This window comes from Sphaerotilus mobilis (assembly GCF_004216565.1).
GTDB lineage: Bacteria > Pseudomonadota > Gammaproteobacteria > Burkholderiales > Burkholderiaceae_C > Sphaerotilus > Sphaerotilus mobilis.
The window spans coordinates 121,001-142,981 of sequence record NZ_SGWV01000010.1 but is presented as its reverse complement, the minus strand read 5'-3'; the positions used below and the strand labels follow the sequence as shown (position 1 = coordinate 142,981).

The 21,981-nt window shown below is 69.6% G+C and carries 16 protein-coding genes and 1 CRISPR repeat array; of the genes, 8 read left to right on the top strand and 8 right to left on the bottom strand.

Annotation, left to right across the window (positions count from 1 at the left end):
• Positions 1 to 20: 20 nt before the first annotated feature.
• From cas7e to cas2e, 5 genes are read left to right on the top strand one after another with little or no spacing between them, the layout of a single operon-like run.
• Complete coding sequence (gene cas7e / locus EV685_RS12980; protein ID WP_130482469.1) at positions 21 to 1,166, top strand: type I-E CRISPR-associated protein Cas7/Cse4/CasC; 1,146 nt, start codon at positions 21 to 23, stop codon at positions 1,164 to 1,166.
• Position 1,167: 1 nt separating this feature from the next.
• On the top strand, positions 1,168 to 1,857 hold the full coding sequence (gene cas5e / locus EV685_RS12975) for a type I-E CRISPR-associated protein Cas5/CasD (protein ID WP_130482468.1): 690 nt from the start codon (positions 1,168 to 1,170) through the stop codon (positions 1,855 to 1,857).
• Complete coding sequence (gene cas6e / locus EV685_RS12970; RefSeq protein ID WP_130482467.1) at positions 1,823 to 2,461, top strand: type I-E CRISPR-associated protein Cas6/Cse3/CasE; 639 nt, start codon at positions 1,823 to 1,825, stop codon at positions 2,459 to 2,461. Before cas5e ends, cas6e begins: the two co-directional genes overlap by 35 nt.
• A gap of 34 nt (positions 2,462 to 2,495) precedes the next feature.
• Positions 2,496 to 3,407 carry a type I-E CRISPR-associated endonuclease Cas1e gene (gene cas1e / locus EV685_RS12965; RefSeq protein WP_338054452.1) on the top strand — a complete coding sequence of 304 codons (912 nt, stop codon included), beginning with the start codon at positions 2,496 to 2,498 and terminating at the stop codon, positions 3,405 to 3,407.
• Positions 3,388 to 3,684, top strand: coding sequence for a type I-E CRISPR-associated endoribonuclease Cas2e (gene cas2e, locus EV685_RS12960; protein ID WP_130482465.1), 297 nt, complete (start codon positions 3,388 to 3,390; stop codon positions 3,682 to 3,684). The genes cas1e and cas2e overlap by 20 nt, the downstream gene beginning before the upstream one ends.
• Positions 3,685 to 3,768: 84 nt before the next feature.
• Positions 3,769 to 6,855: direct repeats of the CRISPR family, unit length 29 nt; unit sequence GTGGTCCCCGCGCTGGCGGGGATGAACCG.
• Positions 6,856 to 6,905: 50 nt separating this feature from the next.
• Here cas2e and EV685_RS12955 read toward each other — a convergent pair.
• Together EV685_RS12955 and argH are read right to left on the bottom strand one after the other, a co-directional pair.
• On the bottom strand, positions 6,906 to 7,358 hold the full coding sequence (locus EV685_RS12955) for a hypothetical protein (protein ID WP_130482464.1): 453 nt from the start codon (positions 7,356 to 7,358) through the stop codon (positions 6,906 to 6,908).
• Positions 7,359 to 7,381: 23 nt separating this feature from the next.
• Positions 7,382 to 8,812, bottom strand: coding sequence for an argininosuccinate lyase (argH, locus tag EV685_RS12950; protein WP_130482463.1), 1,431 nt, complete (start codon positions 8,810 to 8,812; stop codon positions 7,382 to 7,384).
• A gap of 55 nt (positions 8,813 to 8,867) precedes the next feature.
• Between argH and EV685_RS12945 the strand changes: the two genes are divergently transcribed.
• Together EV685_RS12945 and EV685_RS12940 are read left to right on the top strand one after the other, a co-directional pair.
• Positions 8,868 to 10,142, top strand: a complete 1,275-nt coding sequence (locus EV685_RS12945; protein WP_130482462.1) for a sensor histidine kinase — start codon at positions 8,868 to 8,870, stop codon at positions 10,140 to 10,142.
• Between the two features lie 8 nt (positions 10,143 to 10,150).
• Positions 10,151 to 10,996 carry a LytR/AlgR family response regulator transcription factor gene (locus tag EV685_RS12940; RefSeq protein ID WP_130482461.1) on the top strand — a complete coding sequence of 282 codons (846 nt, stop codon included), beginning with the start codon at positions 10,151 to 10,153 and terminating at the stop codon, positions 10,994 to 10,996.
• Between the two features lie 30 nt (positions 10,997 to 11,026).
• On the opposite strand, the gene EV685_RS12935 is transcribed toward EV685_RS12940, so the two are convergent.
• The 4 genes from EV685_RS12935 to EV685_RS12920 all read right to left on the bottom strand — a co-directional run bounded on the left by EV685_RS12935 (position 11,027) and on the right by EV685_RS12920 (position 18,566).
• Positions 11,027 to 12,709: a right-handed parallel beta-helix repeat-containing protein gene (locus EV685_RS12935; RefSeq protein ID WP_130482460.1), complete on the bottom strand. Its 1,683-nt coding sequence runs from the start codon at positions 12,707 to 12,709 to the stop codon at positions 11,027 to 11,029.
• A gap of 117 nt (positions 12,710 to 12,826) precedes the next feature.
• Positions 12,827 to 14,428, bottom strand: coding sequence for a right-handed parallel beta-helix repeat-containing protein (locus EV685_RS12930; RefSeq protein WP_130482459.1), 1,602 nt, complete (start codon positions 14,426 to 14,428; stop codon positions 12,827 to 12,829).
• Between the two features lie 210 nt (positions 14,429 to 14,638).
• Positions 14,639 to 16,459, bottom strand: coding sequence for a hypothetical protein (locus EV685_RS20795; protein ID WP_207224818.1), 1,821 nt, complete (start codon positions 16,457 to 16,459; stop codon positions 14,639 to 14,641).
• 361 nt (positions 16,460 to 16,820) lie between these two features.
• Positions 16,821 to 18,566 carry a right-handed parallel beta-helix repeat-containing protein gene (locus EV685_RS12920; protein WP_165396794.1) on the bottom strand — a complete coding sequence of 582 codons (1,746 nt, stop codon included), beginning with the start codon at positions 18,564 to 18,566 and terminating at the stop codon, positions 16,821 to 16,823.
• 119 nt (positions 18,567 to 18,685) lie between these two features.
• On the opposite strand from EV685_RS12920, the gene EV685_RS12915 reads away from it, so the two are divergent.
• A complete protein-coding gene (locus EV685_RS12915) occupies positions 18,686 to 19,798 on the top strand; it encodes a glycosyltransferase (RefSeq protein ID WP_165396793.1) in 1,113 nt (370 codons plus the stop codon).
• A 60-nt stretch (positions 19,799 to 19,858) separates the two neighbouring features.
• On the opposite strand, the gene EV685_RS12910 is transcribed toward EV685_RS12915, so the two are convergent.
• A complete protein-coding gene (locus tag EV685_RS12910) occupies positions 19,859 to 20,866 on the bottom strand; it encodes an NAD-dependent epimerase/dehydratase family protein (RefSeq protein ID WP_130482456.1) in 1,008 nt (335 codons plus the stop codon).
• Positions 20,863 to 21,969 carry a Gfo/Idh/MocA family protein gene (locus tag EV685_RS12905; RefSeq protein WP_165396792.1) on the bottom strand — a complete coding sequence of 369 codons (1,107 nt, stop codon included), beginning with the start codon at positions 21,967 to 21,969 and terminating at the stop codon, positions 20,863 to 20,865. The genes EV685_RS12910 and EV685_RS12905 overlap by 4 nt, the downstream gene beginning before the upstream one ends.
• Between the last annotated feature and the right edge of the window lie 12 nt (positions 21,970 to 21,981).

Sequence of the window (21,981 nt, the reverse complement as noted above, 5' to 3'; positions counted from 1 at the left end):
TCACATTCAAGGAGGACACCATGAGCCTGTTCGTCGAATACCACCTGATCCAGAACTTCGCCCCTTCCAACCTGAACCGCGACGACACCGGCGCGCCCAAGGACGCTGTCTTTGGCGGCTACCGACGCGCCCGGGTGAGTAGCCAGTGCTTCAAGCGCGCGGTGCGGCTTCAAGCAGCGCAGCAGAACTTGGTGGCGCCGCAGGCGCGCGGCGTGCGGACCAAGAAGTTGTTGGACTTGCTGGTAGCGGACCTCGCGTCCAAGGGCCGCAGCGATGCCGCACCGCGCATCAAGATCGCCCTGGCTGCTGCGGGTCTGCAGCTCGATGACAAGGACCGCACGCAATACCTGCTGTTCCTCGGACAAGGCGAGATCGATGCCTTTGGCGCATTGGTCGACAGCCACTGGGATGACCTGGCTCCGCCGGCGATCACCGACGACAAGAAGAAGACGAAGAAGGAGGCCAAGGCCGCAGCGCCGGACGAGGTAGTGAAGAAGGCCAAGAAGCTGCTCGACGGCGGCAAGGCGGTCGATGTCGCCCTGTTCGGCCGCATGCTGGCCGACATGCCGGAGGCGAATCAGGACGCCGCTTGCCAAGTCGCACACGCCATCAGCACCCACCGCGTCGAACGCGAGTTCGACTATTTCACTGCCGTGGACGACAAGGGTGACGCCGACGAATCCGGCGCCGGCATGATCGGCCAGGTCGAGTTCAATTCGGCCACTTTCTACCGGTACGCGGCACTGGACACCGGCAAGTTGCTGGCCAATCTTCAGGGCGACCAGGAACTGGCGCAGGCAGGACTGGCAGCCTTTACCGAGGCCTTCGCGCGTGCGATCCCGACCGGCAAGCAGAACACTTTCGCGGCCCACAACCCGCCGAGCTTCATCGGCGTTGTGCTGCGTCATGCGAGTCCGCTCAACCTCGCGAACGCCTTCGAGAAGCCGGTGACACCGCGCCATGACCAGCCGCTCACCGCCCAGTCGGTGGCGGCGTTGGCGCACCACGAACGCCAGCTTGGCGCCGTCTATGGCGATGCGCGGGACCAGTGGGCCGTGCTCGACCTCACCGGAGCCTGGCCGCAGGACCAGGGGCAGGCCGTGGCGCGGCTGAGCCAACTCAGTGACTGGGTCCAGGCCGAAGTGGCGGCGCGCCGGGGAGTCTGAGATGCCGGAGGTCACCACCACGCTGCTGCTGCGGCTGGTTGGCCCCCTGCAGGCCTGGGGCACCACCAGCCGTTTTGATGAACGCGACACCCAGCTTGAGCCCTCCAAGTCCGGCGTGCTGGGACTCGTCTGTGCCGCACTGGGTCGCGACCGGGCCGAATCGGTCCACGACCTGGCAGCGCTGAAGATGGGCGTGCGCGTCGACCGCGAAGGTCTGCTGATGCGCGACTACCAGACTGCCGCCGGTGTTCTGATCGCCGCCACCGGCAAAGCGGACCTCGGCCGCACGGTGGTGAGCCCACGCTACTACCTGGCCGATGCTGCCTTCCTGGTCGGGCTGCAGGGCGACGACTCGGGCCTGCTGCGACAAGTGTCTGCCGCGCTCCGCGCGCCACGCTGGCCCTTGGCCCTAGGGCGCAAGGCCATGGTGCCGGGCTTGCCAGTCTGGCTTCCGGATGACCTTCAGGCCGGCGACCTGGTCACCACGCTGGCCAGCCATCCGCGCATCGCTCCGCCCCGTTTCGAGCATCGGGGGCAGCCAGTGCGCCTGATGCTGGAGCACCCGGACAGCGGTGCCCTGCGACACGACCAGCCTGTCGCCCCCTATGCAGCGCGTCGCTTCGGGCCGCGCTTTGTTCTCCCTGGAGTCCTCGACCATGTACCTGAGCCGGCTGCGCTTGAACCCCGCTGACCCGAACGCACGTCGCGACCTGGCCGATGCTTACCAGATGCATCGCACCCTGGCGCGGGTCTATGCCCCGGACGCCGAGCACCCGCCCCTGCGATTCCTGTGGCGCCAAGAACGCAGTGCGGATGGCTGGCCGGATGGCACGGTGCTGGTCCAGGCCGCTCATGCGGGTCGCTGGCGTGCGCTGGAGGAGACCTGGCCTGACTACCTTCAGTCGATCGAGGCCGACAAGCGGGTCGACCTGACCACGCTGGTGCGGCCTGGGCGGCGATATCGCTTCCGCTTGCAGGCCAACCCCACCCTCACCCGAGACGGCAAGCGCCACGGTCTGGTCCAGGAAGAGGCGCAACTCGACTGGTTGGGCCGACAGGGGCAGCGTCATGGCTTCGAGGTGGTCGCGGCGGTTCGCGGCGCGAGCGAGCGCGTGAATGCGCGCCACAAGGGACAGCAACGCATCGTGGTGCAAAGCGTGACCTTCGATGGCGTGATGCAGGCCGGCGCCGGTGATGCGGAGGTCGAGGCCTTGCGGCTGGCGCTGTTGCAAGGTCTTGGACACGCCAAGTCGCTCGGTCTGGGTCTGCTGTCGCTGGCGCCCGTGTCTGGCTGACCCGGTCGCTGCGCACGTCATCGTGGCCGCCCCGCTGTTGCCGCTCAAGCCCATCCCGATCAAGGAGCGCATCTCGGTCGTCTTCGTCGAGAAGGGCGAGATCGACGTGCTGGACGGGGCTTTCGTGGTGGTCGATGCCGGTGGCATCCGCACCCATATCCCCGTCGGCGGCGTGGCTTGCATCATGCTGGAACCCGGTACGCGGGTCTCGCATCGCGCCGTGGCCCTGGCTGCGCGGGTGGGCACCTTGCTGGTCTGGGTAGGCGAGGCCGGGGTGAGGTTGTATTCCGCCGGACAACCCGGCGGCGCCCGTTCTGACCGGCTGCTTTACCAGGCCCGCCTGGCCTTGGACGACACGCTGCGATTGAAGGTGGTGCGCAAGATGTACGCGCTGCGCTTCGGCGAGGAACCTCCCGCGCGGCGCAGCGTGGAGCAACTGCGCGGCATCGAGGGCGCTCGTGTGCGGCGCACGTACCAGATCCTGGCCCGGCAGTTCGGCGTGAGGTGGACCGGCCGGGATTACGACGCCGAGGCCTGGGACGCATCGGACGTCCCCAACCGCTGCCTGAGTGCCGCGACCGCCTGCCTGTATGGCGTGACCGAGGCGGCCGTGCTGGCAGCGGGCTATGCGCCTGCGGTGGGCTTCATCCACACCGGTAAGCCACTGTCCTTCGTGTACGACATCGCCGACGTCTACAAGTTCGAGACGGTGGTGCCCGTCGCCTTCAAGGTCGCTGGCAGCAACCCCGCTGGCCAAGTCGAACGCGCGGTGCGTCTTGGCTGCCGCGATGTCTTCCGGCAAACAAGACTGCTCGATCGCATCATCCCGGCCATCGAGGACATCCTGGCTGCGGGCGAGATCGAACGCCCTCAGGCACCGACAGACGCCGTCGGCCCGTCGATCCCGAACGCGGACAACATCGGCGATGCTGGTCATCGTTCTTGAGAACGCCCCGCCACGCTTGCGCGGCCGGCTTGCCGTGTGGCTTCTGGAAGTGCGTGCTGGCGTCTACGTCGGCACCTATTCGCGGCGCGTCCGCGAACACATCTGGGCGCAAGTCGAAGAAGGCCTGGAGGACGGCAATGCCGTGATGGTTTGGCGCAGCACGGCGGAGGCCGGCTTCGAGTTCAAGACGCTCGGCACCAACCGCCGCATGCCGGTCGATTTCGACGGCGTGCAACTGGTGAGCTTCCTGCCGGAAGTGCCCGGCGGCGCTCTTTAGAAAGTCGCAAGAAGGATGTGCTGTCAGGTTGGTAGAACATCCCGACCTCAAATAATCATTGCCTGACAACAACTTAGAAATGGTGTGGTCCCCGCGCTGGCGGGGATGAACCGGCCCCCGCCAGATCCAGCAGGCCCTTGTAGGTGTGGTCCCCGCGCTGGCGGGGATGAACCGGCCGCGCGCTATGCCGTGCTGACCGAGAAGATGTGGTCCCCGCGCTGGCGGGGATGAACCGACACGCCCGTGATCGCAGCAGCGGCGGCCACGCGTGGTCCCCGCGCTGGCGGGGATGAACCGATTGCGGACAGCATCACGGCGTCAGGGCAGTTGTGGTCCCCGCGCTGGCGGGGATGAACCGATGTGCACGATCAGCTTGTCCGGATCACGGCCCGTGGTCCCCGCGCTGGCGGGGATGAACCGAATTTTGTTTTCATCTCCCGGGATGCATTTTTGTGGTCCCCGCGCTGGCGGGGATGAACCGTGGCCAGCTCGCTCACGTCCGGCGGCGCGGGGAGTGGTCCCCGCGCTGGCGGGGATGAACCGCGGCCATGATCGCGGTGCGGCGATCGGCTTCAGTGGTCCCCGCGCTGGCGGGGATGAACCGTTTGACGAGCTGGCCGGCAAGGCTGGGGCGTTGTGGTCCCCGCGCTGGCGGGGATGAACCGGTGAATTACTCGTAAAGACCATTCCCGGCACCGTGGTCCCCGCGCTGGCGGGGATGAACCGAGGCGCTGGCGATGCTGGCCCTGGTCAAGGCGGTGGTCCCCGCGCTGGCGGGGATGAACCGTCACATCACCCGAAAGACCGACATGAACGCGCGTGGTCCCCGCGCTGGCGGGGATGAACCGCCTGGTGGGAATCGCTGGTCATGTACGGCGCAGTGGTCCCCGCGCTGGCGGGGATGAACCGCTGGGGCCTCAGTACGGCGGCAAGGTCAGCACGTGGTCCCCGCGCTGGCGGGGATGAACCGTCGGCCCCGGAAAGCAAAACGCCGCGCCAGTTGTGGTCCCCGCGCTGGCGGGGATGAACCGGCCGTGGCCGCTGTGGGCGATCTTGTGGCCGCTGTGGTCCCCGCGCTGGCGGGGATGAACCGGTCCAGTCCGCTATCGACAAGATGAAGGGCATGTGGTCCCCGCGCTGGCGGGGATGAACCGTCTTCGGGCACGTTGACAGCGACAGCGACAGCGTGGTCCCCGTGCTGGCGGGGATGAACCGTCCGCATCGGCCCGGCAGCCAACAGCCGATGAGTGGTCCCCGCGCTGGCGGGGATGAACCGCATCGGACGCGGGTGCAGTTGCCTAGGAAGGTGTGGTCCCCGCGCTGGCGGGGATGAACCGACCCCGCCGCCGCCGCGCGTGACCGTCACGCGGTGGTCCCCGCGCTGGCGGGGATGAACCGTCATCGACCAGGCCGGCGGACCATTCCGAGTCGTGGTCCCCGCGCTGGCGGGGATGAACCGCGCTATGCGGGCGCGAATGCCAACACCTACGTGTGGTCCCCGCGCTGGCGGGGATGAACCGACCTTCGTCTACGACCCGGCCGGACAGCTCGAGTGGTCCCCGCGCTGGCGGGGATGAACCGTATGCCTATATAAATCAACGACTTACGTGCATGTGGTCCCCGCGCTGGCGGGGATGAACCGGCGTGCTCTTGCTTCCAGCCGCGCACGAAGAAGTGGTCCCCGCGCTGGCGGGGATGAACCGAGCCCCGCACTGCCGGCGATGTCCGAATCTGGGTGGTCCCCGCGCTGGCGGGGATGAACCGATGCGGTTCATGTTCACAGTCCTCCGGGGCCGGTGGTCCCCGCGCTGGCGGGGATGAACCGCGAGACGCGACGATCTACGCGGGCGACCGCGTCGTGGTCCCCGCGCTGGCGGGGATGAACCCTGATCGCCGTCGGCGCAGCCCTGGGCCAGCAGGTGGTCCCCGCGCTGGCGGGGATGAACCGACGCTGCAGGGCCAGGCCCGCGTGCTGCGTCTGTGGTCCCCGCGCTGGCGGGGATGAACCGTCCTCATCGAGCTGGCCGTCAGCAGCCTGCGCGTGGTCCCCGCGCTGGCGGGGATGAACCGTACCTGAGCGAAACCGGTCTGGCGCTGATGGAGTGGTCCCCGCGCTGGCGGGGATGAACCGGGCCTGAGCACGCCGGGCCGGCGGCGCGTCGTGTGGTCCCCGCGCTGGCGGGGATGAACCGCGGGCCGCGCGCTGGATGTCGGTCAGCGTGTCGTGGTCCCCGCGCTGGCGGGGATGAACCGTGCGAAGCCCAGGCCGAGCGCGACGGCATCCAGTGGTCCCCGCGCTGGCGGGGATGAACCGGCGGTGCAGCATGACCGAGCGCCCGATCCTCTGTGGTCCCCGCGCTGGCGGGGATGAACCGTACATCAGCAAGAACGTCGACGGGGTACACGTCGTGGTCCCCGCGCTGGCGGGGATGAACCGAAAACAGCACAGGGGATGGCCATTGAATTTGAGTGGTCCCCGCGCTGGCGGGGATGAACCGTCAGCATTGATGTTCTCCAGGTTGGACAGGGTGTGGTCCCCGCGCTGGCGGGGATGAACCGGGCCAGCACGACAGCCGCGCGCGACTTGTCGCGTGGTCCCCGCGCTGGCGGGGATGAACCGTTGTCGACACGACCGGCAAGGGCCAGCACGACGTGGTCCCCGCGCTGGCGGGGATGAACCGGGGTGGACACCAAAAGACTACAAATAAACCGGGTGGTCCCCGCGCTGGCGGGGATGAACCGCGGGCGGGCTGCTACGCCAGTGACGACGCGTGCGTGGTCCCCGCGCTGGCGGGGATGAACCGACCGCCGTCGCCGCCAACAAGCTGCCCCCGGCGTGGTCCCCGCGCTGGCGGGGATGAACCGCCCGCCTGACCCACGCCGTCGAGGCCTACCAGGTGGTCCCCGCGCTGGCGGGGATGAACCGCCCTGAGGGACCGTGCCCGCTGGACGGCCAGCGTGGTCCCCGCGCTGGCGGGGATGAACCGCGTTGTAGATCTGCTGGGCCGTGCGCGCTTCCGGTGGTCCCCGCGCTGGCGGGGATGAACCGCCCTTGATGCCGATGCAATAGGTCTCGATGTCGTGGTCCCCGCGCCGGCAGGGATGAACCGGAGGCAGACATCGAGACTCGCTGGAAGGCCAGGTGTTCCCCGCGCTGGCGGGGATGAACCGACCAACGGCGGCGCTGGCACCTGCGGATTCATGTGGTCCTCGCGCCGGCGTCAGCTGGGGCGACGCACCCCCTCAAAAACCCTCGCCTCACACCCCCCATCCCCACACCGCCCACACGCATGCCGCCACACCGGCCCGCGTGGCGTCGTGGGGTCGCGGTCGCGCTCTTGGGCGGCTTGGCGGGTCTGCCAGGCCGAGCGTGCGGCGGTGAGTTGTTGGGGCAAGGGGCCGCTCACCACCGCGTGGGCGGCGCGGGCGCTGAAGAGGGCCAGGCGCAGCTGGGTGGTGGCGGGGTCGGGTCTGGCGTCGGAAGGGCCGATCAGCACGAGGAACATGTCAGCGGGCCAGTCTGGCGCGTGACCCTCGAGCACGGCTTGCGCCAGTGGCGAGGCGTCGAGAACCCCGTGTTCATCGGCCTTCGCGTCGATCAGGGCCTGGACGAGGCGCTTGCAGGCGGCGGGGTCGGGGCCGATGACCGCGAGGCGCTCGGCGGTGGCGGTCATCGGGTCGCGAGGCGCGACGACGTTCAGGCCAGGCGGGCCTGGTGGCGTTCGATCTGCAGGCGGACCTGCGCCGGGGCGGTGCCGCCCAGCGTGTTGCGGGCGTTGAGCGAGCCGGCCAGCGTCAGGGCCTCGGCGACGTCGGCCTCGATGCGGGCGTCGAAGCCCTGCAGCGTGGCGAGCGGCAGCTCGGACAGGTCCTTGCCCAGGCCGATGGCGGTCTTGACGGCATGGGCCACGACCTCATGGGCATCGCGGAAGGGCAGGCCCTTCTTGACGAGGTAGTCGGCCAGGTCGGTGGCGGTGGCATAGCCGCGCAGTGCGGCGCGTTCCATGGCCTCGCGCTTGACCTGCAGGCCGGCGCTGCGGCTGCCGTCGGCGGCGACCTCGCCGCCGATCATCTCGGCCATGATGCGCAGCGTGTCCTTGACCGTGTCGACGGTGTCGAACAGCGGTTCCTTGTCTTCCTGGTTGTCCTTGTTGTAGGCCAGCGGCTGGCCCTTCATCAGGGTGATCAGGCCCATCAGGTGACCGACCACGCGACCGCTCTTGCCGCGTGCCAGCTCTGCCACATCGGGGTTGCGCTTCTGCGGCATGATCGATGAGCCGGTGCAGTAGCGGTCCGACAGGTTGATGAAGCCGAAGTTCTGGCTCATCCAGACGACGATCTCTTCGGCCAGGCGCGAGACGTGCACCATCACCAGCGTGGCGAAGCTGCTGAACTCGATGGCGAAGTCGCGGTCGCTGACGGCGTCCAGGCTGTTCTGGCAGACGCCTTCGAAGCCCAGCGTGCGGGCCACACGTTCGCGGTCCAGCGGGTAGCTGGTGCCGGCCAGCGCGGCCGATCCGAGCGGCAGGCGGTTGACGCGGCGACGCAGGTCAGCAAGGCGTTCGGCATCGCGCGCGAACATCTCGACATAGGCCAGCAGGTGATGCGCGAAGCTCACCGGCTGAGCCACCTGCAGGTGGGTGAAGCCGGGCAGGATGACCTCGACGTTCTGGCTGGCCACATGCACCAGCGCACGCTGCATGTCGGCCAGCAGCACGGCGATGGCGTCGATCTCGCCGCGCAGCCACAGGCGCACGTCGGTGGCGACCTGGTCGTTGCGGCTGCGGCCGGTGTGCAGGCGCTTGCCGGCGTCACCGACCAGCTGGGTCAGGCGGGCCTCGATGTTGAGGTGCACGTCCTCGAGTTCGAGCTTCCAGTCGAAGCTGCCGGCCTCGATCTCGGCGCGGATCTGCGCCATGCCGCGCTGGATGTCGGCGAGGTCCTGCGCACCGATGATCCCTTGCGCGGCCAGCATGTCGGCATGCGCGAGGCTGCCGTCGATGTCGGCCTGCCAGAGCCGCTTGTCGAAGAAGACGCTGGCGGTGTAGCGCTTGACCAGCTCGCTCATCGGCTCGGAGAACAGGGCCGACCAGGCCTGGGACTTGGTGTCGAGTTGGTGCTTGCTCATGGCGCGTGGCGGGTGCTTTTGACGAGAATGCCGGGATTGTAGGGAGCCCCTTCCGATGCCCGACCTGCCCGATCCGCCCGGTGCCCGACCAGCCGGTGTGCCTGCGCCGCGCCCCTCGGCGGCGCCGCGCGACGACGTCGACGTCGGGCCGACCACGTGGCTGGACGACCTGCTGGCACAAGGCGGCGATGCCACCTCGCCCATCGGACTGGCCGGGCTGTCGACCGGTCATGGCCAACTGGACCCGCCGGGTAGCCCGTCGTCTCGCCAGGCGGCACGAGCCGATGATCGAGCGTTGTCGCGCAAGGCCGCGCCCGCGACGCCTTCCGCCTTCGACGTCTGCCAGGCCGGCATCGTGCTGCGGGCCCTGCTGGCGGTGCATGGCGTGCTGCTGCTGGGCTTGGCCCATGTCGCGGTCGGCTGGGTCGACTGGCTGGCGCGCAGTGCACTGGCCGTGGCGATCGCGTTGCCGGCCACGCTGATGTGGCTGGCGCTGGTCTGCGCCGCACGCTCGCGCTGGGACCGCTTGGCGCCGATGGGCCAGTGGGCGGCGATGTGCGGCCTGGGGGCCGTCTGTGCCCTGTTGCCGTGGGCGTTGATCGTGCAGCTGGGTCTGCTGCAGCCGTCCGGCCTGGGCCTGCTGGCACCGCTGGCGACCGGGGCGGCGCTGGCCGCGACGCTGTTCCAGGGTCTGCTGCTGCGGGCCCGCCTGCGCCTGCCTGCGACCACGGTGGCGCGGCTGGCGGAGCTGCAGTCGCGCATCCGGCCGCACTTCCTGTTCAACGCGCTGAACAGCGCGATCGCGCTGGTGCGGGTCGATCCTGCCAAGGCCGAGGATGTGCTGGAGGACCTCTCCGAGCTGTTCCGCGCCGCGCTGGTCGGCTCGGGCGACCAGACCACGCTGGGCGAGGAGGTCGAGCTGGCGCGGCGCTACCTCGCCATCGAGCAGGTGCGCTTTGGCAAGCGTCTGCAGGTGGTCTGGCAGCTCGATGCGGCGACCGACGCGGCCCGGGTGCCCTCGCTGCTGCTGCAGCCGCTGGTGGAGAACGCGGTCAAGCACGGCATCGAGCCGGCGGCCGAGGGCGGCACGGTGCATGTGCGCACGCAGCTGCACAAGGGCCAGGCGCTGATCAGCGTGACCAACACCTTGCCGCCGGCGGCCGACACCCGGGCCTCGGCCGGCAGCCGCAGCAAGGGCCAGGGCATGGCGCTGCGCAACGTGCGCGAACGCCTGATGCTGCTGCACGACCTGACCATGCGCTTCGAGGCCGGCATCGTCGCCAGCGACCGCTATCGCGTGCGCATCGCCGTGCCGCTGCACACCGACTGAACGCCGCGATGGCCGATCACGACGGGCAAACCTCGCACACACCCAGCGGGCTCGGTGCGCCGCTGCGGGTGCTCATCGTCGACGACGAGCCGCTCGCCCGGCTGCGCCTGCGCACCTTGCTGGGCGATTGCCTCGCGCCGCCGGCCGAGGTCGTGGCCGAACTCGGCAGTGCGTCGGCGACGCTCGAATGGCTGGCCACGCAGCGTTGCGACCTGCTGCTGCTGGACATCCACATGCCCGGTCTGGACGGCCTTCAGCTGGCCGCCCGGCTGCGCCACCTGCCCAACCCGCCAGCGGTGGTTTTTGTCACCGCCCACGTCGAACACGCCTTGCAGGCCTTCGAGGTCCAGGCGCTTGACTACCTGACCAAGCCGGTGCGCCGCGCCCGCCTGCAGGAGGCACTGGCCCGTGTCGCACGCGGCTGGAGCGACACGCACCCGCAGGCCCTGGCGACCCAGCCGGCCGCGCTGGACCTGCCCGCGCCCGACACGCCGATGCTGTGGATCGCCGACCGCGGCGCGCGCCAGCGTCTGGCCTTGTCCGAGGTGCTGGTCCTCAAGGCCGAGCTGAAGTACGTGACGGTGCGCACCGCCACCCGCACGCTGGTGCTCGACGAGTCGCTCGCTGAGCTGGAACCGCGTCTGGGCGCGGGTTTTGTGCGCATCCACCGCAACGCCATCGTGGCCTTGCGCGCGGTGCGCGCGCTGCAGCGCCGACCGGGCGCGATGGCCGATGTGGCCGAGTCCGGCGAAGGCTGGGCCGTCAGCGTCGACCCGGACGGCGAATGGCTGGCGGTGTCGCGCCGCCAGCTGTCGACGGTGCGCGAGGCGCTGGCGGGCGAGGGGCTGGGCTGACGGGGCCAGCGCGCCAGGGCGCCGGCAGGTTCAGCGCTCCAGGGCGCCCAGGTCGATCGCCGCGCCGTTCACGCTGCGGCCGCTGGCGATGCCGTTGGCATCGATCTGGTGAACGGTCGGGTGGCCGCTGACGGCGGCCGGTCCGGCCACGCCGGCATCGACTGCGGCGCTGCCTGCCAGCGGCCGGTAGGTGGCCAGGTCCAGCGGCGAGTGGCTGCCACTGATGAGCCGGGCCGTGCCGTTGAGCTGGCCCGGCACCGGGTGGTAGATGTCGGAGTCCTGCCAGCCCGCCGAGGCCCAGTTGACGCCCAGGTTGACGATGCCGCCGGGCGTCCAGGCGCTGCCGTTGAGATCGGTGGTCTGGCGCAGGTTGCGGTTCGTGACCGTGGCGTCGAACAGGAACACGTTGTTCCAGACCTCGGCGGTCTCCAGCGTGGTCGCCAGCTGGAAGATGCGTGCATCGCCGCTGCCCTGGGCGTGCACGGTGTTGTTGAAGAAGTAGAGCGTGCCCCGGCGGAACAGCGACTCGCCCCAGTTCGCGCCGGCCGTGCTGCCGTAGTGGTCGCCGCCGTAGTGGATGACGCTGCCATTGCCGGCCGGCTTGCTGATCAGGTTGCCGTGCACGAGGGCGTAGCGGTAGGACGGCTCGGCTTGTGCGGTGATCGGGAAGTCCTCCGCCTCGACCAGGTCGATCGCATGGGCGCCGTCCTCGATGCGGTTGTAGCGCACCACCGTGCCGGCCGAGCGGTCCTTGATCGAGTTGCCCGAGGCACCACTGCGCAGCGGTCCGTAGCGGTTGAACTCGATCACCAGGCCGACGCTCTGGGTGTAGGTGGTGTGCATGTGCACGTCGCCGACGATGCCATGGCCATGGAAGTCGTTGCGGGCGATGCGGATGTCGCGCGACACCGCGAAGTCGCCGTCATCGGTGGACTTGCTGAACACCGCCATCTGGCTGTCGCTGATCTCGTTGTCGGCGATCGTGATGTGGTGGCCGCGGTCGATCCAGATGGCCGCGCCGAAGGCGATGTAGTTCTTCGTGGCGCCCTGCGCATTCACATAGGTGTACTGCGGGTGGGCGCGGGTGATCGACAGGCCGTCGATCTGGATGTGGGCCGGCGTGCCGGTGTAGGTGCCGGCCTTGTTCTTGATCACGATGATCGAGCGGCCCTGATGGATGTCGCTGATCTCCTGGGTGTTGGCGTAGTGCGGTGCCAGCGCCGTGCGCGTGCTGGCGCCGTGGCCGTCGATGACCGGGCGCTCCTGGTTCGGACCCCGCACGCCGCAGACCCGCACCGGCGCATCGGCCCGGCCTTCGGCAGCGATCAGGAACTTGCCCGAGTAGGCCGTGCTGCGGTGGTGGATGCGCACCGTGTCGCCGGCACGCAGGCTCTCCCACGGCACCTCGTGCAGCTCGGCATGGGTCTGGCCGGGACCGACGGTGTGGTCGGTCGCGCCGGCCACGCCCGAGGCCACGCAGGGCGTGGGCTCAAACACGGCGCTCGCGGCACCCAGTGTGCCGACGGAGGGCGAGTTGCCGTTGTCGACCACGCCGTCGGTCGACGGTGTATCCGCAGACGACGTGCCGGTCGATGGGCTGGCGCCGCCGCCGCAGCCGGCCAGGGCCAGCGCGGCGCTCAGGATCAGGATGCTGGACAGGGCGGCACCACGCGCCGGAACGTGGGGCGCGGGGAAGGGCAGGGCGGCTGACATGACGGGGCGATCGTGCTGGCGCAGACCGGGCGGGTCCGTGCTCGAGACCATCGTAGGCAGGGGGCGATCGGGCCGATCGCTCGAACAGACCGGCCCCGCAGGGCCAGTCCGCGCCACTCAGCGTTCGACCGCGCCGAGGTCGGCCGCCGTGCCGTTGACGGGCCGTGCCACCGGCACCAGGCTGGTGTCGAAGTGGCGCGTCACCGGGTGTCCGCTGGCGGCGGTTGGCGTGGCAGCGGCGTTGTCGACGATGACGTTGCCGCCAGCCAGCGGTGACCAGGTCGATGCGCTGATCGGGCTGCTCGCACCGGTGAGCAGGTTGGCCGTGCCGGAGACGCTGCCCTGCAGCGCCGCGTTGCCCAGCGACCAGCCGCTGCTGATCCAGTTGCGACCGAGGTTGAGCACGCCGTCGGGCGTCCAGGCCGCGCCGATCGGATCGTTCTCGCGCTCGCGCAGCGACAGCGTGCCGGCGTTGGCCACGAAGACGTTGTTCCAGGCCTCGACCGTTTCCTCGGTGGTCGAGATGCGGAACAGGCGTGCGTTGGCGCTGGCCTGCACGGTGTTGTGGAAGAAGTAGAGCGTGCCCTTGCGGAAGATGCCTTCGCCCCAGTTGTCACCCGGCACCGAGGTGAAGTGATCGCCCCCGTAGTGCACGACGGCGCGTGAGCCGCTGCCGATGTTGAGCAGGTTGCCGTAGACGAAGGCGCGGCGGTAGTCGGTCGCGCCGGCACCGGTGGCATAGACGTAGAAGTCTTCGGCCTCGACCAGGTCCAGGTTGTGCGCGCCGCCTTCGATCCGGTTGTAGCGGATCACGCTTCCGACCGAGCGGTCCTTGTGCTGGTTGCCACCCGCGCCGCTGCGCATCGGGCCGTAGTGGTTGAGCTCGACCACCAGGTTCACGCTCTGCAGGTAGGTGGTGTGCTCCAGGAAGCTGCCCACCACGCCATTGCCGTGAAAGTAGTTTCCAGCCACGCGCAGGTCGTGGGTGCGGGCGAACAGGCCGTCGTCGGTCGACTTGCTGAAGATCGCCATCTGGCAATCGCTGATCTCGTTGTCGGCGATGGTGATGTTGTGGCCGCGCTCGACCCAGATGCAGGCGCCGAACTGGTCGTAGCTGCGGACCACGCCGCCGCCGTCGGTGTAGCTGTAGCTCGGGTGGGCGCGGGTGAAGTGCAGGCCGTCAAGCTGGATGTGCTGCGGGTAGGCGCTGCTGCTTTGGGCGGTGGTCTGCTTGAAGACGACGATCGAGCGCGATTGGTGGATCTCGCGCACGGTGCGTCCGGCGGTCACCGTCGTGCTGCCGTAGAGCGTCTCCAGCGCGGGCCGCGTCGTCGCGCCACTGCCGTCGATGGTCGGGCGCTGGTTGCTGGCATTGCGGATGCCGCAGACCCGCACCGGCGCGATCGCCGTGCCCTGGGCCGACAGCATGAACTTGCCCTTGTAGGCGGTCGCCCGGTGGTGGATGCGCACGGTGTCACCGGCGCGCAGGTTCTCCCACGGCACCTGCTCGAGTTCGGTGTAGGCCTGTCCGTCGCCGACCTGGTAGTCGGTCGCGCCGGTCACGCCGGAGGGTGCGCAGGGTGTCAGCGCCAGGATCGCTGGTGCGATGGCCGGCGACGAGGTCGACGGCGTCGCGCTTCCGCCGCCGCCACAACTGGCCAGGCACACGGCCGCGAGCATCAGGTAGGCGACGCGGGCGCGGGCCAGGGTCGGAGACAAGGAGGATTTGGATGGCATCGGTTCGGAGCCGTTGGGGAATCGATCGAGCATCGCCCGCTCCGGGGTGGCTGACCATGTGGTCGGGGGTGTCGCAACGGGTGTTCCGTGCATCCATCACCGCAGGACTTGGCATCCGGCGCCGGAAATGAAAAGACCCGGCGCCGGGTGGCGTCGGGTCGGGTGGGGATCAGGCGGCGGGGAGGGGCGTGTTCAGCGCTCCACCGCTCCCAGGTCGATCACGCCGCCGTTGACGCTGCGCACCACCGGCAGCTTGTTGGCATCGAGCTGGCGGGTGACCGGGTGAGCGCTGGCACCGGCGAGGTTGGCGGTACCGACGTTGATCAGCGCCGAGCCGGTCAGCGGGGCGTAGGCCGCGTCGTAGGGAGTGGCGGTGCCCACCAGCAGGTTGGCCGTGCCGGTGGCGCTGCCGCGCAGGGTCACGTTGGCCTTGTTGGCCAGCCAGCCGCTGCGGATCCAGTTGACGCCCAGGTTCAGGTTGCCGTCCTTGACCCAGCTCGCGCCGACCGCGTCGTTCTCCGATTCACGCAGCACCACCGCGCCGTCGCCGTTGAAGACGTTGTTCCAGGCCTGCACCGTCTCGTCGGTCGTCGAGATGCGGAACAGCCGCATCGTGCCGGTGGCGTAGGTGGTGTTGTTGAAGAAGTAGAGCGTGCCCTTGCGGAAGATGCCCTCGCCCCAGTTCGCGCCCGGGGTCGAGCCGAAGTGGTCACCGCCGTAGTGCACGAAGGCGCGTGCCCCGGTGCCCTGCTTGAGGACGTTGCCGTAGACCCAGGTGCTGCGGTAGGCCGGGTCGGAGACGGCGTACTGGTAGTAGTCCTCGGCCTCGACCAGGTCCAGGCTGTGCGCGCCGCCCTCAATGTAGTTGTAGCGGATCACGCTGCCGACCGAGCGGTCCTTGTGCTGGTTGCCGGTGGCACCGCTGCGCATCGGCAGGTAGCGGTTGTATTCGAGCACCAGGTTGACGCTCTGCAGGTAGGTGGTGTGCTCGAACCAGTCGTTGGCGATGCCGCTGTTGCTGAAGGTGTTGCCGGCCACGCGCAGGTTGCGGGTGCGGGCGAAGTCGCCTTCATCGGTCGACTTGCTGAAGATCGCCATCTGGCAGTCGCTCACCTCGTTGTCGGCGATGGTCACGTTGTGACCGCGCTCGACCCAGATGCAGGCGCCGAACATGGCGTAGTTCTTCGTCGCTCCGCTGGCATCGGTGAAGGTGTAGCTCGGGTGCGCCGAGCGGATCGCCAGACCGTCGATCTGGATGTGCTGCGGGTAGCTCTGGTAGCTCTGCGAGGCCAGCTGCTTGATGACGATGATCGAGCGGTTCTGGTGGATGTCGCTGACGCTGGCGCTGCTGCCGTAGGCCGAGGCGAGCTGGGTCCGGCTGACGGCGCCGTTGCCGTCGATGATCGGCCGCTCGTTGTTCGGGCCGCGCACGCCGCAGACCCGCACCGGCGCGGCCGCCGTGCCTTGGCCCGTGACCAGGAACTTGCCCTTGTAGGGCGTGGCGCTGTAGTGGATGCGCACGGTGTCGCCGGCCTTCAGGCTCTCCCAGGGCACTTGCTGCAGCGCCGTGTAGGTCTTGCCCGGGCCGACCTGGTAGTCGGTCGCGCCGGCCACGCCCGAAGGCAGGCAGGCCGCCAGACCCAGCACGGCAGGCGCGGCACCACCGGTGCTGGGCGCGGGCGCTGGGGACGGCGTTGGCGCCGGAGCTGGCGTCGGCGCGGGAGTGGGGGCCGGCGTCGGGGCCGGGGCGGGCGCGGGAGTGGGCGCGGGTGTCGGGGCCGGAGTGGGAGCCGGGGCCGGGGCCGGCGTGGGAGACGGCGGCGTCCAGCGACGGCGGCGCAGGGCCTCGGCATCGGTGGCGGAGGTGTCGGCGCTGGCGACCGTGTCGGCGCTGGCGTCGCCATCGCCGCCGCCGCAGGCGCTCAGGCTTCCAGCCAGCAGGATCCAGCCCATCGACAGGGCCAGCATGCGGGTGCGGCGTTGGTTCGCGTCGCTCGTGTTGCTCGTGTTCATCGGTGATCCCTTCGTCGTGTCGGTCCCGGTGGGGACGGACCGTGTTGTCGTGGGATCACTATCGGCGGGCCTCGGACAGGGCCGGTTAACAAAGGGCCCAAAGGTAAGCGCGGCCGCCCGGAACCCGCCGCTTACACCTGACACGCAAATCCGGGCGCGGCGCTTGTGCCCGGACAAGTCAGGCGGTTCGTCTTCCGGCAGCCGTGAAGGAGTTCACGCGCCGTTTGAAGGATCTTGAAACAGCCTGTGCCCCAGATGGGGCCCCGATACCCACCCGAGTGGTCGCCAGCTGGCAACCAAGCTGACCAATCGACGCGCTTGTTGACATCCGGCTACAGGCGCCTGCCCTGCCGGCGCTGGCTCACGGCCTGAGCTCGAAGGCCCCCAGGTCCGGTGCCGAACCCTGCTGCAGACGCGGCACCAGACGGCCAGGGGCGGCGTACTGGTGGGTGATGGCGAGCGATTCGGTCGAGGCGCCGGCGGGCATCGTCAGCGGAGCAAGCCGGCCGAGGTCATTGCCCGGTGCGCCGGGGCGAGGGCGGCCGCTGTCGTCCAGACCGGCATCGGTGACATCGAGCGCACGACCGCCGATGCGCAGGCGCAGGTCATGGCCGGGCGAGCCGTCGACCCGCTTGCCGGCGAACAGGTTGGTGTCGGCCAACTCGATCGTGCCGCGCTCCAGGCCCAGCCGCAGCTCGGTGGTGCCGAGGTTCTGGACCACGTTGCCGCGCATCAGCACACGCTGTTCCGGGCCGGGCAGGTCGAACAGGCCGACGTACCAGGCATCGGCCCGGTCGACCCGGATGCGCACGGTGTTCTGGGTGAAGAAGAGCGTGCCGCGCCGGAAGTAGCGCGGGTCGTTGTCGCCGCCCCAGTGGATCAGCTTGACCGACCAGGCCCGGCCGGCGCCTGCCTTGGCGTGGTCCTCGATCAGGTTGCCGTGCACCCAGGCATGCGGGTAGAGCGGGTCATCGAGCACCGGCGGCACGCCGCCCTCGATCTCGACCAGGTCGATGGCGCGGGCCGCCGCGACGATGTGGTTGTAGCGGATCACCGTCGCGCTGGAGCGGTCCTTCATCGACGAGCCGCGTGCGCCCGGGATCAGCTGGCCGATGTAGTTGCCTTCATAGAGCGCACGCCGCACCTGCACGTAGAGGTTGTGCTCGAACCAGCTGCCGACCACGCCGTTGTCGTGGATGCGGCTGTTGCGCACGATCACCGTGTCGCTGCTTTCCTCGCGCGACTTGCTGTTGACGAACACGCCATTGGCGTTGCCGGTGATCTCGCAGTTCTCGACCAAGAGGTGGTCGACCGTGACCGCGTAGATGCCCGCCGCGCCGCGCCCGTAGGTGCCGGTGCTGCCGTCCTGCGCGGTGTAGGTCTTGGTCGGGTGGCCGCCGGTGATCGTCAGGTTGCGGAACTGGATGTGGCGCGGCCGCCAGCCGTAGGGGTCGCTGCCGGTCTTGTAGAGCAAGAACACGCCGAGGTTCTCGGTGTACTGCTTGCTGAAGTGGCGACGCGCGCGGGCGTCCTGCGCGGTCACCGCGTTCTCGCCGCTGACGACCGGCCGGCGGCAGTCGCGGTCGGTCACGCCGTTGATGACGATGGGCGCCTGCGCCGTGCCTTGCCCTCGGATGCCGGCCTTGACGCGGTAGGGCTGCTCGCGGTGGTGGATGTTGACGACGTCACCGGCCTGCAGGCTCAGCCACGGCACCTGTTCGAGTTCGGCCAGTGGCTGGCCGGGGCCGACGTCGTAGGTCGTGCCGCTGCCCTTGAGCGGGCCGGCACAGCCGTCGTCGCGGGCTGGGGGTTGAGGCGCGGGCGGCCAGGGTGCGTCGTTGGATGCGGTCGTGCTGGTGGCTGTCGTGCTCGCGGGTGTCGCAGGCAAGTTCGTCGAGGTGCCGATCGCCGCCGCACCACCGGAGGCGCCGGACGGCTCGCCGATCATCGATCCACCGCCCGGCATGGCGCCGGGGATCTCGGTGCCCGATTCGGCGCTGGGCACGATCACGCGCTGGCCCATCGCGGGGCTGCCGGGCAGGCTGCCGACCAGCGCCAGCACCGCCAGCCACAGGCCGGATGCAGTTTTTCGGGCGTTGCGTGGCATGTGAACTCCTGAGGGTGTCGGCGCCGCGACAGCGGCCCCGGGATGCTGCGGACCCTCCGCTAGCATGCGCCGCCGGATTGTCCGGTCTGGTGATGTCAACAAGGCGGAGAGCCCTCGGAATGCGCGTCCTGCACGTGGTGGATTCCCTCGAATTCGGGGGGCTGGAGCGGGTCGTGACCGACCTGGCGATCGAACAGAAGCGCATCGGCCACGAGGTCGCGGTCTTCAGCCTGCAAAGCACGACCGGCCTGGTCGGCGAACTGGAGGCCGCCGGCGTGCCCGTGCTGATCGGCCACAAGCAGGGCACGGCCGACCTGAAGCTGCTGCGGCTGCTGCGCCAGACGGTGCGCGAGCGCCGCATCGAGGTCGTGCACAGCCACGACTTCGTGCCCAACTACCACGCGGCCGTCGCCCTCTGGGGGATGCTCTGGCGCAAGCCGCTGCTGGTCAGCACGACCCACAACATGGGCATGCGCCTGAGCAACGCCCGGCTGCGCCGGCTCTACCGCTGGTCGCTGCGCCACACCGCCGGTGTCGCGATGGTTGGCCGGCAGGTCTACGACAAGTTCGTCGGCGAAGGTTATGTCGATGCGTCGCGCGCGGTGACCGTGCTCAACGGCATCCCGGTCGAACGCTTTGGCTGGACGCCCGAACGCCGCGAGCGTGCCCGCGCTGCCATCGGCGTGTCTGGCGACGAGTTGCTGATCGGCGCGGTCGGCCGGCTGGTCGAGCTGAAGAACCACCGCCTGCTGATCGACCAGATGCCCGCGCTGCTCGACTGCGAGCCGCGCGCCCGGCTGGTCATCGTCGGCAGCGGCCCGCTGCATGACGAGCTGCAGACCCGCATCGACCAGCTCGGCCTGGCCGGCAAGGTGCGGCTGCTGGGCCAGCGCCGGGACGTCGCCGATCTGACCGTGGGCTTCGACGTGTTTGCCTTGCCCTCGCGCACCGAGGGCCTGTCGATCGCCTTGCTGGAAGCGGCCGCCAACCGGCTGGCCATCGTCGCCACCGACGTCGGCGGCAACCCCGAGATCGTGCGCGATGGCGAGACCGGTCTGCTGGTGCCGGTCGACGATGGCTCGGCGCTGATGGAGGCGCTGCTGCGCCTGCTCGACGACCCGTCGCTGCGGGTGCGCCTGGCCGCATCGGCCAGCGCCTGGGTCCGCGAGCATGGCTCGGTGGCGACGCTGGCACGGTCCTACGACGCCTTCTACCAACTGCGGCCGACCTGATCGCGGGTCGCCGTCCTGCTGGACGGCGTCCTGCTTGCCGGCTTGCTACTTGCCGGCTTCCTACTTGCCAACTTCCTTCAGCCAGGCATAGGTCCGCTTCATGCCTTCGGGCGTCGGCACACGCTGGGTCCAGCCGATGGCCTTCAGGCCGGCATTGCTGTAGACCAGCGGGGTATACATCGAGCGCACCACATAGGGCGTGAAGACGGCCGGCAACTGGCCCTTGGAGCGCTTGTGATAGCCCACCAGCTGCTGGGCACCCCAGCGGAACAGGAAGCCCGGGACCGGGATCACACGCAGCTTGCGGACGTGGCGGCGGTAGCCGTCCAGGTAGGCCCTGCAGCTCGGCAACGCGTCGTCGACGACGCTGTAGCCCGCGCCATCGGGCGCGTGCAGCGTGGCCCGCGCGACCGCGTCGGCGCAGTTGTCGACATAGGTCAGCGGCAAGGTGGCCGCGCCGCCCAGGCTGAAGAACCAGCCCATCACGTTCAGGCCGACACGCGGCGACAGCGCACCGCCGCCGGGGCCGTAGATCACGCCCGGACGCAGCACGACGGTCTCGTAGCCGTGGCGGGCCTTGCACTGCGCCAGCAGGTGTTCCTGGCGGGTCTTGGCATAGCCGTAGGGGCCCTTGTCGACACCGACCGGCTCCAGCGGGTTGTCGTCATGCAGCGTCGCGCCCGCGCGCAGGTGTTCGGTCTTGTAGACCGAGAAGGAGCTGATCAGCACCAGGCGCTTGACGCCGGCCGCACCGGCGGCCTCGAAGACATTGCGGCTGGCGATGACGGTGTTGGCGAACATGTCGGCCGCCGCGCCCTTCATGCCGGCTGCCGCGTGCACGACGGTGTGCACGCCCAGCAGCGCCGCGTCGACGGCGGGGCGGCTCAGCAGGTTGGCGCCGACGACCTCGATCGTGGCGGCGGGGAAGTCGCGCCGCAGCGCATCGACCTGGGCGCTCGGGCCGACGTTGCGCACATGCAGGCGCAGGTCGGTCACGCCCAGCGTGAGCAGGCTGCGGGCGATCTGGCGGCCAAGGAAACCGGCCGATCCGGTGAGCAGGACTTTCATGCGTGGGCCTCGGTCGGTGCGGCGTTCTGGCCCGCTTCCTGGGCGGCGATGCCGGCGACGATCTGGTCGATGATGCGGGTCACGCGCAGGATCTGCGCGGTCGGCAGCGGTGGCGGGCCCTTGGCCTCGACGGCGTCGTAGAAGCGCGTGAGCAGCTCGCGCATGCACTGGAAGTAGTGGTACTCGTGGCGGCGGAAGCGGCCCAGGTTGCGCCAGCCGTTGCCCGCGAACTGCTTGGCCTGCACCCAGGCCGGGAACAGCCGGCCCAGTGCGCTGGGTTGGGCCCAGCGGGCGGTGCGCACCAGCGTGCGGGCGGTGTAGTCCAGCTCCAGCGATTCCTGCGTGCCGATCACGCGCAGCTGGTGCTGCACCGGGCGGCCGTGGGCGCTGACATTGCCGGTCACGGTGACGTGGCCGCTGCGCAGCACGAAGCGCAGCTCATCGGGCATCGCGTCGACGATGGCCGAGCCGGTCAGGCCACGGCGGCGGAAGGCCAGCACGCGGGTCTCGATCTCGTCGCCCAGGAAGGGCACGACCTTGGCCAGCACATGGTCCAGCACGTTGTGGAAAAGCTTGCCGGGCAGGCGGTGGACCCAGTGGTTGGGGTCGGACATGACGGCCAGGCCGTAGTCGCCAGCGAGGTTGTAGCCATAGCTGGTGTCGAGGTGGACGATCTCGCCCAACTTGCCACCGGCGACCCACTGTTCCAGCTCCAGGCCGGGCGGCTCGTAGTTGTAGAGGTAGTTGACGCCGACCTGCTTGCCGGCACGCTCGGCCAGCACGACGATCTCGCGCGACTGGGCCTCGGTCAGCGCAAACGGCTTTTCCATGAAGACGTGGCAGCCGGCGGCAAAACACAGCTCGGCGAGGAAGCGGTGCGAGTCCGGCGGCGTGGCGATGTGGACCACGTCGGGGCGGCACTCGGCCAGCATCTGCGCGGCATCGGTGTACTGGCCGGGGATGCCCAGCCGCACGGCCAGCTGTTCGGCCATCAGCGGCTCGCGGTCGCACACCGCGACCACCTCGCCGCGGCCGGTTGCGCGGATCTGTTCAACGTGGCCATCGGCAATCTTGCCGCAGCCGATGATGGCGATCTTGAGCACCTGGGGGTCCTT

Coding starts and splice junctions, on each gene's coding strand:
- EV685_RS12955 (WP_130482464.1), bottom strand. CDS start 7,358: ATGACCGCCACCGCCGAGCGCCTCGCGGTCATCGGCCCCGACCCCGCC.
- EV685_RS12945 (WP_130482462.1), top strand. CDS start 8,868: ATGCCCGACCTGCCCGATCCGCCCGGTGCCCGACCAGCCGGTGTGCCT.
- cas7e (WP_130482469.1), top strand. CDS start 21: ATGAGCCTGTTCGTCGAATACCACCTGATCCAGAACTTCGCCCCTTCC.
- EV685_RS12935 (WP_130482460.1), bottom strand. CDS start 12,709: ATGTCAGCCGCCCTGCCCTTCCCCGCGCCCCACGTTCCGGCGCGTGGT.
- EV685_RS12910 (WP_130482456.1), bottom strand. CDS start 20,866: ATGAAAGTCCTGCTCACCGGATCGGCCGGTTTCCTTGGCCGCCAGATC.
- cas2e (WP_130482465.1), top strand. CDS start 3,388: ATGCTGGTCATCGTTCTTGAGAACGCCCCGCCACGCTTGCGCGGCCGG.
- EV685_RS12920 (WP_165396794.1), bottom strand. CDS start 18,566: ATGCCACGCAACGCCCGAAAAACTGCATCCGGCCTGTGGCTGGCGGTG.
- EV685_RS12915 (WP_165396793.1), top strand. CDS start 18,686: ATGCGCGTCCTGCACGTGGTGGATTCCCTCGAATTCGGGGGGCTGGAG.
- EV685_RS20795 (WP_207224818.1), bottom strand. CDS start 16,459: ATGAACACGAGCAACACGAGCGACGCGAACCAACGCCGCACCCGCATG.
- argH (WP_130482463.1), bottom strand. CDS start 8,812: ATGAGCAAGCACCAACTCGACACCAAGTCCCAGGCCTGGTCGGCCCTG.
- cas6e (WP_130482467.1), top strand. CDS start 1,823: ATGTACCTGAGCCGGCTGCGCTTGAACCCCGCTGACCCGAACGCACGT.
- cas5e (WP_130482468.1), top strand. CDS start 1,168: ATGCCGGAGGTCACCACCACGCTGCTGCTGCGGCTGGTTGGCCCCCTG.
- EV685_RS12940 (WP_130482461.1), top strand. CDS start 10,151: ATGGCCGATCACGACGGGCAAACCTCGCACACACCCAGCGGGCTCGGT.